Below are 17,358 nucleotides of genomic sequence, written 5' to 3' on the forward strand. Positions count from 1 at the left end.
TGTTTCTGTTTCTGTTTCTGTTTCTGTTTCTGTTTCTGTTTCTGTTTCTGTTTCTGTTTCTTTTTCTTTTTCTTTTTCTGTTTCTGTTTCTGTTTCTTTTTCTTTTTCTTTTTCTGTTTCTTTTTCTTGTTTCTGCTCAGCCGTCTCTTGCTGTTCTAAAATCTGCTCAAATGATATCGGGTTAGGCTTTGGCAATTCATTTGAAGAAATAGCTAGTGCGTTGCTTCCACTATATTCATGTAAAAATGCATTGGCCATTTGGCGATAGCCTTCAAAATTTGGATGTACGTCTGAACTATTGGGTAAAAGATTCGTCGCGTTTAACCCGAAAGCATCATATACGTTTACATACGTTGCACCAGCCTGTTCTGCCTGTTGCTGTAAAATCGTATTTAGCTTGACGAGCTGTGCATTTGTGCCTTCTTTTTGTGAAGCATGCACATTTGGATAAGCAAAATAATAGCCCATTACATAGACTTTTGCTTTAGGTGCTCGTACTTTCAATTCCTCTAAAATCTCTACCATATTTTTTCTGACAACATTTAATGCATAATCAGTTTGTAGCTGTGAAAAGGCTAATGTACCAGCTGTTGGATTAACCTGTACAAGACGTAGTAAATCGTTGGCACCTGCCGAAATAGTGATCAGTGTTGCATTCGCTAATAAGTCACTTGCTTCCTCTGATTTTACTCGTTTCAAGACATCAGCTGTAGTGAAACCTGGGAAAGCGAGCTCCTTCGTATAGAAACTCAATTGCCCAGTCACCCCTAGTCTTATGGCGATTAAATCACTATAGCCTGTATCAACCTGTCGATAAGGTGTTTGACCAGCTGCCAAGGAATCGCCAATTGACAGGTAGTTTTCACTCTGAGCAAAAGCAGATGAAACACCAAATACCATCGTAAGTATAACTGTACCAATTAAGCTTAGTAATCGTTTCATCTGCGCAGGCTCCTTTTCTTTACTTAAAATGCCCAGCTACCTTTGCGGAAAATTGGCTCTACAGTTCCATCTGGTAAAATACCGTCAATGTCCATCTCACCGCTGCCAATCATAAAGTCTTCATGTGTTACTGAAATATTTGCACCTAACGCTTCAAGCTGTCCATTTTCTAAATCTCTTCCACCTTCTAAGCAAGTTGGATAAGCTTCGCCAATCGCTAAATGGTTTGATGCATTTTCATCAAACAATGTATTAAAATATAAAATTCCCGATGCTGAAATTGGTGATTCATGTGGTACAAGTGCCACCTCACCTAAATAGCAAGAGCCTTCATCTACATTAATGAGCTCCTGTAATAAATCATGCCCTACCTGCGCTTCAGCCTTAATAATTTTGCCTTCTTCAAATGTCAGTTTAAAGCCATCAATAATATTCCCTTGATAAACTAATGGTTTTGTATTGCTGACATAACCATTTACACCTTGCTTCAGCGGTAACGTATAAACCTCTTCCGTTGGCATATTAGCAATGAAGACATTATTATCTGGCGTTTTACTACCTCCAGTAAGCCATTTATGCTGTGGTGCTAATGCAATTGTTAAATCAGTACCTGGCGCTTTATAGTGAAGCTTCGCATATTTTTTATTGTTCAGAAGGTCTGCACGAGATTCTAAATTTGTTACATGCTCACGCCAGTTTTCAACAGCATTACCTTCACCAATGTGAACCGTTTTAAAAATAGCTTCCCATAATGCTGGTACTTGTTCTTCAGCAGCAAGCTTCGGGAATACTTTCGCCGCCCACTTTGGAGAAGGCACAGCAACAATCGACCAGGCTATTAAATCCTTCATTACGGCGTTGCGATAGTTTTTCAGTGCAGCTCCTGATACCTTTTGATGTGTTGCAAGACGGTCTGCTGGAATTCCTGTTAATTTATCAGGATCTGCAGCATCAATCCATAATAGCGCCCCTTTACGTTCGATTACCTCATCACGCATTTTAACTACCCATTCCGGGAAACGATTAAATTCTTCATCTGAGGCATGCTCGAAGTAAGCACGATCCATTTCATCATCTGAAAAGTTTACATGAACACGACCTGCTCCAGCCTTATAAGCCTCTTTCACAACTAAGCGTGCAAAGTCCAGTGCATCCACTGATGTATTGACTAATAAGTATTGCCCTGGCTGAATATTGACACCAACTTTTACTGCAAGCTCTGCGTATGCTTGTAATTTTTCTTCAAAAGTCATATTATTTACCTCGCTTCTGTCCAATTGTTTTTGAATTGCCTTCCACTAGATTGCCATCGTGCCATATTTTTTGTACAGGCTTGCCTGGAATTTCTCTTGTCCATTTTTTATATGTTTTTTCATCACGATAAGATAATAACGTCAATACTTCACCATCTGCTCCAGCACGACCTGTACGACCAGAACGATGTAAATACTGCTCAATTGTTCTAGGGACATCAACATGAATAACATGTGTTAAACCTGCAATATCTAAACCACGTGCAGCAATATCTGTTGCAATTAAAATACGCGCTTCTCCTTTACGGAATGCATCTAACGTCTTTTTACGTTCTTCTTTCTTCATGTCAGAATGTAAAGTCACAATCGGTGCCGCACGGTATTGCAATTTCGTTTCCTTCATCAGCAATTGATCTATATTGTTGACGAAAGCTAATGCACGTAATCCTTCTGTATGTGATAGTCGGCGTAGGAAATCAGTTTTATCTCGCTCCTCCACTTTCACGAAAGAGTGTACAACTTTACCAACCTTTAACATATCTTCAGGCTTAATTTTGAAGCGTACTGGCTCGAACATCATGCGACTAGCTACTAATTCAATTTCTTCCGTAATTGTTGCTGAAACAACAACTATTTGTCGCCCATATGCTGAACCTTCGATAAAGGATTTTACTACGACACGATATTCACGACTAAGTAACTGATCACATTCATCTAAAATAACTGTTTCAATTTCTTTTAGCTTTAATTTTCCTGCACGTGCTAATTCATTTAATCGGCCTGGTGTTCCTACAACGATCGTCGGTTTTTTCTTTAACTTTTCGATTTGACGTGCGGAGTTTGCACCACCAATTAGTTGTTGAACCGTAATATCAGAACCTGCTGTCCATTCACGGATAACCTCTACAATTTGCATTGCAAGCTCCTGTGATGGGGCTACGATAAGTCCTTGTGTTTGTTTTTTTGAACCGTTTACCTTATTTAATAAAGGAAGTACATACGCTAACGTCTTCCCCGATCCTGTCGGCGATTCGGCTACAATATCTTTGCCTTCAAGCATTGCAGGAATCATTTCTTCTTGAATTTTCATCGGCTCTTCAAATTTCCATTTTGCTTGTAAATCTTCTTTTAATAAATTAATTACTGACATGTAATTTCCCACCTTCTATCTGCTTGACACTAGTTTAACACACTAATCATTTTCCTACTTCATATGTACGTAAACCTTTATCTAATCGTTTCAATCAAATAAATCTGCTCGCTCATATACGGAATTTGTAAGCTACAAAACCCTTTCACTTGAGCTTCCTTAAGGCTTGAGGCTTACCCGCAAAAAGCGAGCAGATTTTATTTGGTAATACAATGGTTAACCTACTATTTCATAGCCACATGCTAAAATAGCACGTTCTGCTAAAACAATTAGTGAGTCGATATATTTATCACTTAGCTTTAAATCTCTATTGACGATAGATAATTCTGTACATCCTAACACGATACGATCACAATTAAGTGCAAGCATCGCCTCTTCTATCGGCTGCCAATCCTCCTGAGAGACATCTTTCCCAGCCTTTACATAATCGTAAATAATAGACATGACTTTTTCTTTCATACTATCGTCTGGGACAACAGGTTTTATACCAAATTCCTCTAACGCATCTTGATACATACGTGAAGTTAATGTACCTGTTGTCGCTAAAATGCCGACACGCTCTGCCCCTAAGTCATAGGCACGCTTTGCCGTTTCACGAATCATATGTAAAACGGGCACTGGAGAGCCTTCAACGATATCATCATAAAAGGTATGTGCCGTATTGCATGGGATAGCAATCACATCTGCTCCTACAGAAGCAAGCTTTTTAGCATCTGCGACTATCACTGGAACTGGATTTTCCTTTGTATTATCTAAAATAAAGGCTGTACGATCAGGAATATTCGTATCATTATCAATGATTGTATGTAGATGCTCCTGATCCTTCGTTGCCTTCGTACGTCTTACAATCATTTCACCGATAAACATCGTTGCAAGTGGACCTACGCCACCTATTATACCTAAAGTTTGTTTTTTCATTAGTTTGACAGACCTTTGTTGTTAAAATATTTCTTATATTGGCGATAAAAACTTAAATTATCTAGCGTTATATTCAACCAACGCTTCGCATTCATATCTTTATAATTAAAGATGGAATCCGTCGCCATTCCTTGGCGAATAAGACTCTTCGCTTCAATTACTAGCTGTTCATTTTGTACATATTTAAAGAGTACACCATTTGGCACAATCGTCCAAAGATGCTTATTCTGAACATAGGTTAGTTGTTGCTTGCTTCCTCGAATAAAATCATCCGCAACATATTGCATTAAATTATAGCCACTTGCTGTCACATAATAATTGGAAAGTTCATTATGTAATTCAATACTTAATAACTTATATTGACCGTCACGTTCATCATACTTCATATCAAACGTGGCAAAGCCTTGGAATCGAATCTCTTCTAGAAACAATTTCACATGATCCATTAAGTCTTGATCATATGCTGTCATTATGGCTACATAGCGACCAATCCCCTCTGGAGAATGCTCCTCTAAAATTGGGTTCCCTACAGAAAGCAGCTTTACCTTACTGTCTTGCCCAACATAAGCATTGACGACGCACATATGAGCATCATCGCCTGGTATATATTGCTGTACCATTATGTCATCTCGGTATACAGATTCCTTATAAATGGCGTGGAAAATAGCTTCCTTTTCGTCGCTATCTTTTGCAATATACACTTTTTTCTTACCTGGAAAAATACATGTAGCATACTTTGTCATATTCAGAGGTTTAATGACAACCGGATATTCAAAAGGAATGTCAAATTCCTCATAGTCATTGACGGTGCAAACATGCATTGCCGGATAGTGAAAGCCGAACTTCGCACAAAGTTCATACATACTCTCACGTGTTAATAGCTGGTTAGCCAGTTTGGCATCAACATACGGAACTACAAAATATTCAGCTAGTTCTTCTTTATGTTGTACAATTTTTTTCACATAAAATTCATCACAGGCTAATAACAGTAGTTTTTTACCTGCAAATTCTTCAGCAATTGTCTTTAAAGCGACTATAAATCTTTCCTCAATATGGAGTCTTGGTACTTCACGAAATGTTAATAAGTCACTCTGTTGTATTTTCTCCATATTTGTATGGTTTAATGCTAGTGGTTTAACTCCATATGACTCGTAAAATGCTCTTGCCATACCGTAAGCATTCATTTCATCTCCTAATAAAACCGGTAAAAAAGCGTGCTCAATAGCCATTCTACTCAACTCACTTTAGCTTTTTTTAGGCTTATCACCATAACATGGGGTTGACTTCCGTTCCGACTTGTATAAATGGACGTTTTATCGAATATTATCCTATTATTTGGTGATGAGTCTTTTTTATTAGTGTAACATACTTTCCTTGTACTCCTGATAGCTCTCTTGAATCTATTTATGAACTGCTACAGCGTGTTTACCTAGCTTTTGATAGCTTTTAAAAAATTGATCTACATTATAAGTGACAAAGCCTTTTAATGGGTCCATGACAACTACTTTATCTCCTAAATGCCCTGTTAAGACAACAGCATGCAAGTTCATATAAGCTTCACGCGACTCTGTTTCACCTTCATATATCCAGCCCTTAGGTGGACTTGTTTTGGGTTCTGATAAATCTAACGTAACCCATGTCACAACTGGTACTCCTTCACGGACAAGCTGTAATATTTCGTCCTGTGAGGCACCCGTCCTATTTGTGACACGTAAATCTGCCTTTTTATCTGCTATTACTGCTTCTGCGGCTTTTACAATTGGAGCTGCAAAGACATACATACCCTCCGCTTTATCACTAGGATCACCCGCAAAAGCCTTCTCAGGATTTGGACCAATGCGTTGTCCTCCTACAATTCGTATATCTTGCTTTGGTAAATACTTATCAGCCATTTCAAGCTTCGTAACGTTCATACCATAATAATTTAAGACTGCTGTTAACGATGTTATTTCACAGCCATGCGGTAGTTCAGGATTTTGCATAACAACTGGTACATCTAGCTCCTGCTCGTCCCTTGAAAAATGTGTTTGCAATCGATAATACGGCTTTGTTGCATCATACGTAAAATGTTCGATTGTCGTATAGCCATCGTTTGTTGTACTATTTTCAAGCGTAGTTGCAGCAATAGCATATTCCCGTCCCTCTTTAAGTTTCGAAAATGTTGCTTCGCCCTCTTCAGAGCCAACCACATCCTCAACTACTTCACCCGTCTTTACATCTGTGGCAGTTATGTAAAGGTTAGGAATCGGTGCACCACTATTAAACTCTACCGTTAACACAGTCAATTCACTCTTTTGCTTTTCCTGCTGTGAAAATGGATTGCAGCTCGAAAGTAGCATGATTATCATAATACCTATTAATAAAAGGCGTTTATACCCCGTCCACAAGACAAATTCCGCTCCTATCCAGTTTGAAGATAAAACTTCAATTCTATTATTTCAATTTGTCATAGACTCTATTATACGCTAATTTCATAGACGTTCCTATTTTAACTTGGTTCACTTTATCTTCATTCGTCAGAGGACTCCCATTTCTGAAGCTGGTGAGATGAATGCAAATGTGGTTCCTTTTCAGTAGTGTCCAAACAGCTACTGAAATAGAGGAACTCAAGCTACTGATGCTTCGTTTTCGCGCAAAAACATCTGTGTCACGGATTATGAAATGACTCAAGTTATAACCTTCATTCAGCGGACGCCCCATCAAGGTATAATCATCTTACTACTTTTGAGTTTTACATTTTACACGCTAGGTTTAGGGAATGCTTACTTTTGGACGCAATGTATGCTTTAAAACTTTACCGGAAGCATTACGTGGCAATTCATCTAAAAATTCAATTTCATGTGGCACTTTATATTTCGCAAGCTGAGTCCGACAATACGCCAATATTGCCTCTTCATCGAGGAATTTCCCTTCCTTCAAGACGACAAATGCTTTCGGAACTTCACCATATACTTCATGTGGTAAACCTACAACGGCTGCTTCTAAAATTTCTGGTAGTTGATATAAAACCTCTTCTATCTCGATAGGATAAATATTTTCCCCACCACGAATGATCATATCCTTTTTACGATCTACAATATAGAGATAGCCTTCTTCATCAAAACGTCCTAAATCTCCTGAATAGAGCCAGCCATCTTTCATTGTTCTCGCTGTTTCTTCAGGATTACGTAAATAGCCTTTCATCACTTGAGGTCCTTTGACACAAATTTCTCCTACCTCACCTGCTGGCACAGTTTCACCAAAGCTATCGACAACGCGGACCTCTGTCTGTGCTAATGGTTTTCCTACTGATCCAATCTTTGTCAATGCATCGACATCTAACAGGGAAGTGGCAGCAGGAGAATTTTCAGTTTGTCCATATAGGTTTTGTACCTTCACATTAGGGAATGTTTCTTTCACTTGCTTAACAAGCTCATACGGCATAGGCGCTGCCCCGTAACATAATAAACGTAAATTTTTAAACTCGTGTTCCTTAAAGTCAGGTGTATTTAAAATGATTGAATACATGGCCGGAACACCAAAGAAAATTGTCGCTGCCGTTGTGGCTAGCTGCTCTAATGTATTTGTCGGAGAAAAAGCCTCTTCAATAACAAGAGTACCACCTTTATAAAACATCGGCATCGCAAATACATGAAGCCCTGCACAATGAAATAAAGGCGTACAAATAAACATTCTATCTTCATTGGTCATATCCATAGATAATGACCATATTTCCGCAGAGGATACAATATTTTGATGCGTTAACATCACTCCTTTTGGTTTACCAGTCGTACCAGAAGTGTATAGAACAACAGCAGTATCATCAGGCTCCAGTTTTATAACTTTTAGCTTACCATCATAGCTTTGAATCATTTCCTTCATTTCTAGAAGACCAACACGATGCTGGAAAGTATATGGAATATCAGCGAGTATTTCTTCTATTCTTTCATCATAAATAAGACCTTTAGCTTCTGAATGGTTAAAAATAAATTCGACCTCTGGGGCAGCTAATTTTGTATTAATAGGCATTACCACAAAGCCAGCTAATTGAACGCCTATATAAGCGACTAAAAATAAATCTGAATTAAGCGTGTATAATGCAATCACATCATCTTTTTCATAGCCTTGCTCTTGTAAGTACGCTGCAAATTTTTCTGCACGTTTATAAAAGTCACTATAGCTCATCTTTTCTCCGTCGTATAACGTTGCGATTCCATTTGGTTGTTGTATAGCATAGTTTTGAACAATTTCTGTCATTAACATCGTCATCAAAAGCCCCCCAATTTTTAATATTTATAACCCTCATAATGCATAGAATCTCCATAAAAGATTTACCGCTCTAATAATATGAAAATTCAGAAAATTACTCTTACATTTTATCAATCTATGCGAAATTTAGCAATTTTTCTACACATAAGAGAAAATTAGGGATTTTCACAGAAAGTTAGAGATAGATGCCCTGTATATTAGTTCTTTTCCATTCCAGCTGGGCGACTCCTTGGGGATCAGCGTCACAGATGAGACCCTGGAGCGAGTCTTGCGAGTGAAGCGGCTCATCGGACGCCCTCAGGAAGCTTTGCTCTGTGCACAGCTACAAATGTTTTATCTGTGCGAAAGCGTAGCGGCAGCTACAAGTGTTTTCTCTGCGCGAAAGCGTAGCGGCAGCGGCAATTGTTTTATCTGCGCGAAAGCGAAGCGTCAGCGGCAAATGTTTTCTGTAGCGAAAGCGAAGCGTCAGCTACAAGTGTTTTATCTGTGCGAAAGCGAAGCGGCAGCAACAAAGCGCCCAGTCGGAACGGAAATCAACCACACGTTTTGATGATGAACCAGACATTTTACTTTTCTATCAATTTCTGTTAGGTGTATGATATTTGTACAATTATTTTTTAGGAAAGGCCTGGTTAAAATGCTGTACGCACTTTTAGGAGATTTACATTCTAATATAGAAGATACGAAGGCAGTTCTAGCGCACATTCAGCAAACTGCGAAAGATGCAAGGGTGTTAGGATTAGGTGATTTATATGAATGTACTGTAAGTAAAAAAAAGGCACAAACAATGTCCAATTTACCGCTACAAAGAGCTGCGATAGTGGATAATGATTTCGAAAATTTACTAACATTCCCCTCTATTCGTGGCAATCAGGAGGAGCGTATTACACGTGTAACTGGCATCAAACGTTTCACAGAGCTACCTGAAACAATGGAAATTGATGGTGCAACACTTATGCACGGACATCAATTTCAATGGAGTGTGACATGGCGACCTACATTCCCCCCATTCAAAAAACCGCTGCTTTTCTTCGGACATAGTCATGAATCTGGTCTTTATCATCAAAATAAAAAGCTACCTATTCACATTCGCTTTGGCCAACCGATTGCATTACAAGAAAAGCACTACGGCATCAATGTTGGCTCTGTTGTGGATCACCGTGAGTGGTGTCTCTACGATAGTGATAAACGAACAGTAACGTTTATGTGCGCTTCTTCTGTCAATTAAGGTTCGTTTTTAAGATTTACGCAAGTCTACATACGACAAAAAAACGCTAAAATCGATTTCGACTCTAGCGTTTTTTCACCAATCTAGCAATTTTCACAATCCTGTAAAGCATCAAGTAATTTTTCCATATCGCAAATTCGATCGCACATCGTTTTAATCATATTTTTAAGGATTGGTATTAATTCTTGGCAAATACAGAACCTTAAAACGTTTTGCGCAAGTCGAACTCCGCCCTGATGGTGAACAATCATCTCTCGAAGATAATTTATATTAATGTTATTAGAAACTGGTGGTAAGCTCATTGCCTTGAACATTACTTCAGTAATTTCTTTATATGCACACATATATTCGTACAATTCATATTCTGAATTTTGCACGATACAGCATCTATTTTGTATCGCTTCGAGACATTCAACAGTCTCTGTACTTGTTTCTATTATTTCTAATGCAAGTTCTTGTACAAGTAGATTTGTTGTGTATCGCAAAACATTTTCTGACATTTTAATAGCAGCTACTTGATGCGGTAAAATTTGCTTAATAAAATTTTCTGAAATGCTACATGTAATAGTTACATAGGTCATGCCCTGAATCATTTTGTCGAGAATCCTTTGGTATTCCGCTAAATAAGCCTGTGTAACATTACTAAGTACAATTGGTTTAGCCATTAGACACACTCCTTTCAGAGTAATGTATGCCTGATAGGTTGTAGTGCTGTAGACAATTGTACCAATTTGATAATCATTTATTGCCCATCGTTTTTGATAGAAGTAATTTATGGCCGACAATGTGCTTTTGCCACAAAAACGAACTATTCTTTTTTATATGTATCCAAGCATTTTTGACAAATACATTGATTATGCTCTTGAGGCACCGTTTCAAAGATTTTCTCAGGAAATTTTTCCGTCATACACCAGCAATCCTTTTGCCCTTTTACTACCCCACAATGATTTTCTTGCCCACATAACGGACAATTGTTTTCCTCCATTCGTACACCTCCTTACATTTCTACATTGTAAAATAAAAAATAGAGGAGTACTCAATTTCATACTCCTCCACAATAACTTATTGATTTTTCCCATGAATCTGTTGCTTTACTTCTTCCTTGTCGGTATCACTATATATTTCTGTACCGACCCCACCACTTTGGGCTAGTAGCTTTTTTACTTCATTGTAAGATAAACCAGCTTCTGCATTTTTTCTTTTTACTTCATGAATATCAGTTCCAGCTGAAGTAAACTGAGTCTCGTTTTGTTCAGTCATACAAATCCCTACCTTCTATAGTTCATCAGGCTGCAATTCGATTAATTCATCGCCTTCTCTTTTCACTTTTTTATTTAGCTCTTTAATCGGTATAGCATCTACCGTTTGCATATCTTCATGTAAATCGAAAAGACTAATAGTATCTGATTCAACCATGTCTGGTTTGTTCTTGCTTGCTAAATTCATAAATATCTTTTTCTCATGTGGTACGTTTTCTATGTCCATCTTTCACACTCCTTTATCTTTAGTATGTGCAATATTAGACAAACTATATGCCTTTTATTTTTGCACTTTTATCGACACGGTGATATTCAGATATTTGAATGACCCGAACATTTCTTGTATGCAGCTCATGATAAATCCCTCTGCTATCTGTAAAGGATATATATTGATCTCGTTCGCTTCGAACTAATGCTTCTGCTTTTTCCTGTGACTCAATATGAATAAATCTTCTTACATAATGCATTTCATCAAAGAAATAAGTAATTTTAAATTCCTTCATTTATAAATAACTCCTCGATTACTGATTATGATTTGTTCAATGCTTATCCTATCCAATTAACTGTAGTTGCTATCCTCACGAAAATATTTATCTATTTCAGCATAACCTGTATGAAAGGAATTATTTTGTGCGCATCACCAAAACGTTGAGTTGATTTCCGTTCCGGCTAGGGCGTTCGCTCTAATCAACGTATACACATAATTTTTTGGTGATGAGCCTTATTTTATTGGAGGTGATGATTTTGATCCATACAGTTAAAGCAGGCGAAACATTGGCGCAAATAGCTAGAAATTATCGTACACCGCTATCGTCTATACTTGCAGCTAATCCTGGGATAGATCCAAATGTACTTTATATCGGACAACAAATTGTTATACCTGGTTTTCCAGATCCAAATACAATTCCTTATAGAATAGAAATTTCTACTGAAAATCGTTGGCTACGGTTATATAAAGACAATATTCTTCAAAAGCAATACCCAATTGCAGTTGGTAGAATGCTACACAATACGCCTATCGGCAATTTTATTATTATTAATAAGGCTCCAAATCCTGGCGGTCCGTTTGGAACAATGTGGATGAGTTTATCTAAAGAGCATTACGGTATACACGGCACCAATGATCCTAGCTCTATCGGTCATGCAGTTTCACATGGCTGTATTCGCATGCATAATCAGGATGTCGAAGAGCTTGCAAGCATAGTTCCAATTGGCACTGGAGTTTTTATCCATCCTTAAAAAAATTCTAAGATTTTATCGGAATGTTTTTTAGTTTTATCGGAACATTATGCTGATTTAATTGAAGAGGTTATATCTAAAATAACCTCTTCAGTGTAAATTAATCTTCACCTCTAGATTGTGCGAGCTTCGATAAATAATATTGCTCCTCTCTTAGCATATGATCGGCCATTGGAGCTGTAAATGTTCCTAGTACTTCTGCACTTAATTCCATTTCCTCTAACTCACGTAAAAAAGTATTAAATAATTTCATTTCTATCTCTACATCTTGATTAAAGCGATTCAATGCGGGGAAAGAGTTTATGTTCGCACGCAAATATCCTGTAAGCTCTACTGCCTTTAAATAAAATTGTTCAAAATGTTGAGCAAAGGTAGTACTTTTTTGGCGTAATCTCCTTTCTACACCATCTAAATCATCATTAATGATACCTGCATGTCCAGATGCATCTAACAGCCATACTAAGTGATGATGTAGCTCATGAAAGATTGGTGGCACTTCGCCTTTCTTCAAGTAGTTAAGAACATTTTGATACTCCACTAATTCATTCACCATATGATTGATAAAGGAAGACGAAAGATGAATATTAATATCTCCCGTTAATTGCTTTCTAAGGATATGAAACTTAAATTCCTTGAGTTGTTCTACAGCCTCAGCGACAGTAAGTGAAAAGGAAACCGCATTACTAGCATCTAACGAATTTACATAGGCAAGAAGCTGAGAAAATTTGTGGATAAATGAGCTTGCTTTTTTAATTTCCTCAGTCTCTGATGGATACAATGAATCATGAATAAATTGTGCGTGATCTTTCATTATCCCTAGCCAAAACCTATGTTCAAATACAGCATGCTGTACATAATTCGACAAACAGTCACATCTCCTTCGTTCTATACGTTCCTCTATTCTATTCTTCTTGGAAATATAATATTAATGCTCCTTGGGAAGTAAGTTTTCGTATAGGATGAAACGCTTAAAGCTATACTACATAATGCTGTAGTAACGAACCAATTCAATTTTTATTTAAGGTGCATCTTCATTTAATTGACCTTAAAAATTAGGAGGGAATATGCTTGTCCACGAAAGATAATATATTATCTATTTTCGCCTTAGGTGGCATCAATGAGATTGGTAAAAATATGTATGGAGTACAGTATGGAAACGATATTTTAATTATCGACTGTGGTGCTAAGTTTCCAGACGAAAGCTTACTAGGTATTGATTTAATAATCCCTGATATTACGTACCTACAAGAAAATAAAGAAAAGATTAAAGCATTAATTGTGACACATGGGCATGAAGATCACATTGGTGGTATTCCTTATTTCTTAAAAAAGATAAATGTTCCTATTTACGCGACGCGTTTTACTCTTGGCTTAATCGAGTTAAAGTTAAAAGAGCATAAGCTTTTACGAGAGACCGATTTAATAGAAATTCATTCCGATTCATCATTAAATTTCGGACAAGCTGATGTTAGTTTCTTTAGAACGAACCATAGTATACCTGATTGCTTAGGAATCGTTATTAATACCCCCGAAGGAAATGTAGTGCACACTGGCGATTTTAAATTTGATTTAACGCCTGTCAATAATCAATTTGCTGATATTCATAAAATGTCTGAAATAGGATCGCAAGGCGTACTAGTGCTTATTTCTGAAAGTACCAATGCCGAACGACCTGGGTTAACACCATCAGAAAAGCTTGTCGGTCATCATATTGAAGATGCATTTTTACATGCCGAGCGCAAAATCATTATCTCTACTTTTGCTTCTAATGTTAATCGTATTCAACAAATTGTAGATGCAGCGATTGCTACAAATAGAAAGCTTGCTCTACTTGGGCGTAGTATGGTGAATGTTGTAGATGTGGCACTTGAGCGAGGATATTTAGACGTTCCAGAGGATATATTAATTGATGCTCGTGAGGTTAAATATCTTCCACCTGAAGATGTTGTTGTACTATGTACGGGTAGTCAGGGAGAGCCATTAGCTGCTCTTTCTCGCTTAGCAAGTGGCAATCATCGCGAAGTCAAAGTTTTGCCTGATGACACAGTTATTTTTGCTTCATCTCCTATTCCAGGGAATGAGAAGAGTGTTTCACGAATCGTCAACAATTTGTTCCAGCTAGGTGCAAAGGTTATTTATGGCTCCTCTAGTCATACAGGAATGCATGTTTCAGGACACGGCCACCAGGAAGATCTAAAACTAATGCTTACGCTAATGAAACCTAAATTTTTCATTCCAATTCATGGTGAATTCCGCATGCTGCATCAGCATCGTTTGCTAGCTGAGTCAGTCGGTGTGAAACGAGGACATACATTCATTATCAAAAACGGGGATGTTGTTGATATTGAAAATGCAATGGCTAGACAAACAAGAAAAATCCCATCAGGTGATACGTATGTCGACGGGATCGGAATCGGTGAAGTCGAAGGAATTGTTTTACGAGATCGTAAACAGCTTTCAGAAGACGGCATGCTTGTCATCGTTTTAACACTAAATAAGGTAGATGGTGCCTTTATTTCAGAACCTGATACCATTTCACGAGGCTTTGTTTATGCTAAAGATTTTGAGGCGCTTTTGAACAAAGTAAATATACTCGTCAAAGAAACTACAACTGAGCTTCAAGAAGAAGGGAAACAGCAAATACATGTCTTAAAAAGAGAGATCAAAAGAGCTGTCGGTCAATATCTATTTTCTCAAACAAAAAGAAAACCAATGATTTTACCTATAATTATCGAAATTTAAAAAAGTCGGTGTGAAGGCTATTTTCCCCTTTGCACCGACTAAATTTTATCCGCAGCCCGATTGACCTTGAATCTTTATTAAAGTTCAGTCCCGGGCATTTCTTTGTAAAGCTCTCCTTTAAATATTTTGTGAAGCATAACATCGTAAAGATTCTGAGCCTGGTTAAATCCATGATGTAAATTTTTTGAGTGATTTTCTATTTGCATCGAAAATTTGTCAAAATGCCGTGGTAGTCCCTCTACTGCTGTTATCAATGACTCTTTATTTTTTAATAAATGCTGAATCGTATTTAAAAGTTGTACCATTTTTTGTTGGATATCAATCATCGGAATATCAATAGGTATTTGATGCAAATGTTGCCATTCTTTGATTTCATACCAACTAAGAAAATGCAATAAATAATCACTTAAAATAATTGTTTCATTTGGAATAATGGCCACGACATCATTTGCAATACACACTTCATTTTCACATTGATATATATATTTATTCACATTAGTTCTCGTAACAATGATGGTTTTAGCCGGTACTAGTGCACACTTAAAATCGTTATTAAATACCCTATTAATCTTTGGTAATCGTTCAATATCACCATGCAACATTAACCTTTTTAAAGATTCTGCCGTAACTAAGGGGAATCCGGAATTCGCAAAATGTTCCTTCCTCGGTACTATTTTTCCCTCTTCAATTTTAGCAACTTCATCTAATCGATAACGCTTTACCATGCCTGAATCCTCCAATCTTTAACTTAGTTATGTATACCCAAAACAAGCCACTGAAGAATCATCAACACTGTTTTTTTCCATAAGCCTTTTCTCTTAATAAAACCTTCCTACCAACAATAGTACCATTTAACGATAACAATATCTCTATTATACCAATATAATAGTATAGGCATTTTTAATGTTTTTCACTAGCTTTTTACATAGAGGTGAATCATATGTCAGACTTTTTAAAGCTAGTAGGTGAACAACTCCGTATTATTAGGGTATCCAAGGGGCTTAGTCAGGAAGAAGTGGCAGAAAGAACGGGGAAGTTAGGTTTTAGTAAAGGACGAATCTCAAATATTGAACATGGGCAATCTAATATCACATTGAGCACTTTAGAATCGCTGATGAAAGCATTAGATATTGTCCCTGAGGAGCTTTTTAATTTCCAAAAATTATCTGGTGTTACTGATATTGAAGAAAAGAACCTCATGCTTGACATACATCGCTCAGTATTAAGGGAGCGCAATTTAGACGAGGTAAAATACGTAGTACGCATTACGAAAGATTTTTTAGATACGATCGATTCACAATCAAAGAAAAACAGCTCCAATAGTCAATGACATTGGAGCTGTTTTGACGGCTACCTACAAATTTTTTCCGATAATTCTTAGTGCACTGTTTTAATGTTTTAGCATGCCCTTATTTTGTCCATATAAAAAATCCATTTAGTCTAAAACCAAATGGATTTATTCCTTACATACCAAACTTTTGACGATAACCACATTTTCTGCACAGTTCCTCTACTGCTTCTCTTCGTGAAAATCCGTCGACAATATTATTTGCACGCTCACCCTGAACAATGTCCGTGAAGGATTTCTCGTTCACATTCCCTAAATTAATAACGCCCTCACCATCAAGACAGCATGGCACTACTGTACCATCCACAAGAATAGCAGCTTGGCTTCGAAGTGCATGGCAAAAGCCTTTTCCTTCATCCTCAGGCTCAAGTAAGCTTGGCCATCTGAATTCATGATCCTGGTTTAAATAAATATTATTAGCAATCTTCACACCTTTACCGGGCTGTACTTTTTCTTCAATGCGATAATCCAGATTATATTCATTTTCTAGAATTTCGAGCGTTTCCCTATTTCTTCTCGCTGCAATATCCGTTACATGCTCCTTTTGTAAATTCCATAAACGATATGAAATAATCGTATTATATTCTCTCGCAGCACGAACAAAGTCCAAAATATCCCCTAAATATTTCTCACGATTCTCCGATCCCTCATGACCATCGAAGCTATGTAAAGAGAAATTGATTTGGCGTAAGGCTGGTTTCCCTAATAACTTTTCACGATTCTTTTTAATCAGTGTACCATTCGTTGTAATATTAACTTTAAAACCTTTCTCATGTGCTGCGTCAAGCAGCTGATCAATACGTGGATGTAAAAGCGGCTCCCCTTTTACATGCAAATAAATATATTTCGTGTGAGGACGTATTTCATCCAGTATTTTATTAAATTGTTCCACTTTAATAAGTCCCTTTGCACGAGCAGTTGGTGGACAAAAGCTACATGCCAAATTACAGACACTCGTTATTTCTATATAAACTTTTTTAAATGTTCTCAACGTTGATTCACCGTTCCAGTTCTTTATATATTCAAATCCT

Annotated in this window: 20 protein-coding genes; 5 read left to right on the forward strand and 15 right to left on the reverse strand. The window is 37.3% G+C overall.

The window, feature by feature from the left end; all coding sequences use genetic code 11:
- From QRN68_RS24125 to QRN68_RS24155, 7 genes are all read right to left on the reverse strand, one after another.
- On the reverse strand, nt 1-942 hold a 942-nt coding region (locus tag QRN68_RS24125; RefSeq protein ID WP_285399775.1), incomplete at its 3' end, for an SGNH/GDSL hydrolase family protein.
- 23 nt (nt 943-965) lie between these two features.
- Complete coding sequence (locus QRN68_RS24130) at nt 966-2,195, reverse strand: aminopeptidase (RefSeq protein ID WP_285399777.1); 1,230 nt, start codon at nt 2,193-2,195, stop codon at nt 966-968.
- A gap of 1 nt (nt 2,196) precedes the next feature.
- Nucleotides 2,197-3,345, reverse strand: coding sequence for a DEAD/DEAH box helicase (locus tag QRN68_RS24135; protein WP_285399779.1), 1,149 nt, complete (start codon nt 3,343-3,345; stop codon nt 2,197-2,199).
- A gap of 216 nt (nt 3,346-3,561) precedes the next feature.
- On the reverse strand, nt 3,562-4,263 hold the full coding sequence (gene cuyB, locus QRN68_RS24140; protein ID WP_285399781.1) for a cysteate racemase: 702 nt from the start codon (nt 4,261-4,263) through the stop codon (nt 3,562-3,564).
- Nucleotides 4,263-5,492 carry a carboxylate--amine ligase gene (locus tag QRN68_RS24145; protein ID WP_285399782.1) on the reverse strand — a complete coding sequence of 410 codons (1,230 nt, stop codon included), beginning with the start codon at nt 5,490-5,492 and terminating at the stop codon, nt 4,263-4,265. Before QRN68_RS24145 ends, cuyB begins: the two co-directional genes overlap by 1 nt.
- Before the next feature lie 171 nt (nt 5,493-5,663).
- The gene (locus QRN68_RS24150) at nt 5,664-6,650 is read right to left on the reverse strand and encodes a C39 family peptidase (protein ID WP_285399783.1); all 987 of its coding nucleotides are present in this window, start codon (nt 6,648-6,650) and stop codon (nt 5,664-5,666) included.
- Nucleotides 6,651-7,014: 364 nt separating this feature from the next.
- On the reverse strand, nt 7,015-8,511 hold the full coding sequence (locus QRN68_RS24155; protein WP_285399785.1) for a class I adenylate-forming enzyme family protein: 1,497 nt from the start codon (nt 8,509-8,511) through the stop codon (nt 7,015-7,017).
- 229 nt (nt 8,512-8,740) lie between these two features.
- Here QRN68_RS24155 and QRN68_RS24160 point away from each other — a divergent pair, with 229 nt between their 5' ends.
- Both QRN68_RS24160 and QRN68_RS24165 read left to right on the forward strand, forming a co-directional pair.
- Nucleotides 8,741-9,061, forward strand: coding sequence for a hypothetical protein (locus QRN68_RS24160; protein ID WP_285399786.1), 321 nt, complete (start codon nt 8,741-8,743; stop codon nt 9,059-9,061).
- A gap of 87 nt (nt 9,062-9,148) precedes the next feature.
- Nucleotides 9,149-9,739: a metallophosphoesterase family protein gene (locus QRN68_RS24165; RefSeq protein WP_285399787.1), complete on the forward strand. Its 591-nt coding sequence runs from the start codon at nt 9,149-9,151 to the stop codon at nt 9,737-9,739.
- Between the two features lie 83 nt (nt 9,740-9,822).
- Here QRN68_RS24165 and QRN68_RS24170 read toward each other — a convergent pair whose 3' ends face one another.
- The 5 genes from QRN68_RS24170 to QRN68_RS24190 form a co-directional block, all read right to left on the reverse strand.
- Nucleotides 9,823-10,404, reverse strand: coding sequence for a DUF305 domain-containing protein (locus tag QRN68_RS24170; protein WP_285399789.1), 582 nt, complete (start codon nt 10,402-10,404; stop codon nt 9,823-9,825).
- Between the two features lie 143 nt (nt 10,405-10,547).
- A complete protein-coding gene (locus tag QRN68_RS24175) occupies nt 10,548-10,724 on the reverse strand; it encodes a cysteine-rich CWC family protein (protein WP_285399790.1) in 177 nt (58 codons plus the stop codon).
- Nucleotides 10,725-10,801: 77 nt separating this feature from the next.
- A complete protein-coding gene (locus QRN68_RS24180) occupies nt 10,802-10,999 on the reverse strand; it encodes a gamma-type small acid-soluble spore protein (RefSeq protein ID WP_285399791.1) in 198 nt (65 codons plus the stop codon).
- A gap of 15 nt (nt 11,000-11,014) precedes the next feature.
- Nucleotides 11,015-11,224 (reverse strand): hypothetical protein, encoded by a 210-nt coding sequence (locus QRN68_RS24185; protein ID WP_285399792.1) that lies wholly within the window; start codon nt 11,222-11,224, stop codon nt 11,015-11,017.
- A gap of 43 nt (nt 11,225-11,267) precedes the next feature.
- A complete protein-coding gene (locus tag QRN68_RS24190; RefSeq protein WP_285399794.1) occupies nt 11,268-11,501 on the reverse strand; it encodes a hypothetical protein in 234 nt (77 codons plus the stop codon).
- 241 nt (nt 11,502-11,742) lie between these two features.
- On the opposite strand from QRN68_RS24190, the gene QRN68_RS24195 reads away from it, so the two are divergent.
- Nucleotides 11,743-12,237: a L,D-transpeptidase family protein gene (locus tag QRN68_RS24195; protein ID WP_285399796.1), complete on the forward strand. Its 495-nt coding sequence runs from the start codon at nt 11,743-11,745 to the stop codon at nt 12,235-12,237.
- 100 nt (nt 12,238-12,337) lie between these two features.
- Here QRN68_RS24195 and QRN68_RS24200 read toward each other — a convergent pair whose 3' ends face one another.
- The gene (locus QRN68_RS24200; RefSeq protein ID WP_285399798.1) at nt 12,338-13,102 is read right to left on the reverse strand and encodes a DUF2935 domain-containing protein; all 765 of its coding nucleotides are present in this window, start codon (nt 13,100-13,102) and stop codon (nt 12,338-12,340) included.
- A 203-nt stretch (nt 13,103-13,305) separates the two neighbouring features.
- Between QRN68_RS24200 and QRN68_RS24205 the strand changes: the two genes are divergently transcribed.
- Complete coding sequence (locus QRN68_RS24205; protein ID WP_285399799.1) at nt 13,306-14,979, forward strand: ribonuclease J; 1,674 nt, start codon at nt 13,306-13,308, stop codon at nt 14,977-14,979.
- Nucleotides 14,980-15,056: 77 nt separating this feature from the next.
- Here QRN68_RS24205 and QRN68_RS24210 read toward each other — a convergent pair whose 3' ends face one another.
- A complete protein-coding gene (locus tag QRN68_RS24210; protein WP_285399801.1) occupies nt 15,057-15,704 on the reverse strand; it encodes a restriction endonuclease subunit S in 648 nt (215 codons plus the stop codon).
- Nucleotides 15,705-15,919: 215 nt separating this feature from the next.
- Here QRN68_RS24210 and QRN68_RS24215 point away from each other — a divergent pair, with 215 nt between their 5' ends.
- Complete coding sequence (locus QRN68_RS24215) at nt 15,920-16,309, forward strand: helix-turn-helix domain-containing protein (RefSeq protein WP_285399802.1); 390 nt, start codon at nt 15,920-15,922, stop codon at nt 16,307-16,309.
- A gap of 133 nt (nt 16,310-16,442) precedes the next feature.
- Here the strand turns inward: QRN68_RS24215 and QRN68_RS24220 are convergent, their stop codons facing one another.
- Nucleotides 16,443-17,318, reverse strand: coding sequence for a radical SAM/SPASM domain-containing protein (locus QRN68_RS24220; RefSeq protein ID WP_285399804.1), 876 nt, complete (start codon nt 17,316-17,318; stop codon nt 16,443-16,445).
- Between the last annotated feature and the right edge of the window lie 40 nt (nt 17,319-17,358).

The organism is Lysinibacillus sp. fls2-241-R2A-57 (assembly GCF_030209535.1).
In the GTDB taxonomy this organism is placed as follows: domain Bacteria; phylum Bacillota; class Bacilli; order Bacillales_A; family Planococcaceae; genus Lysinibacillus.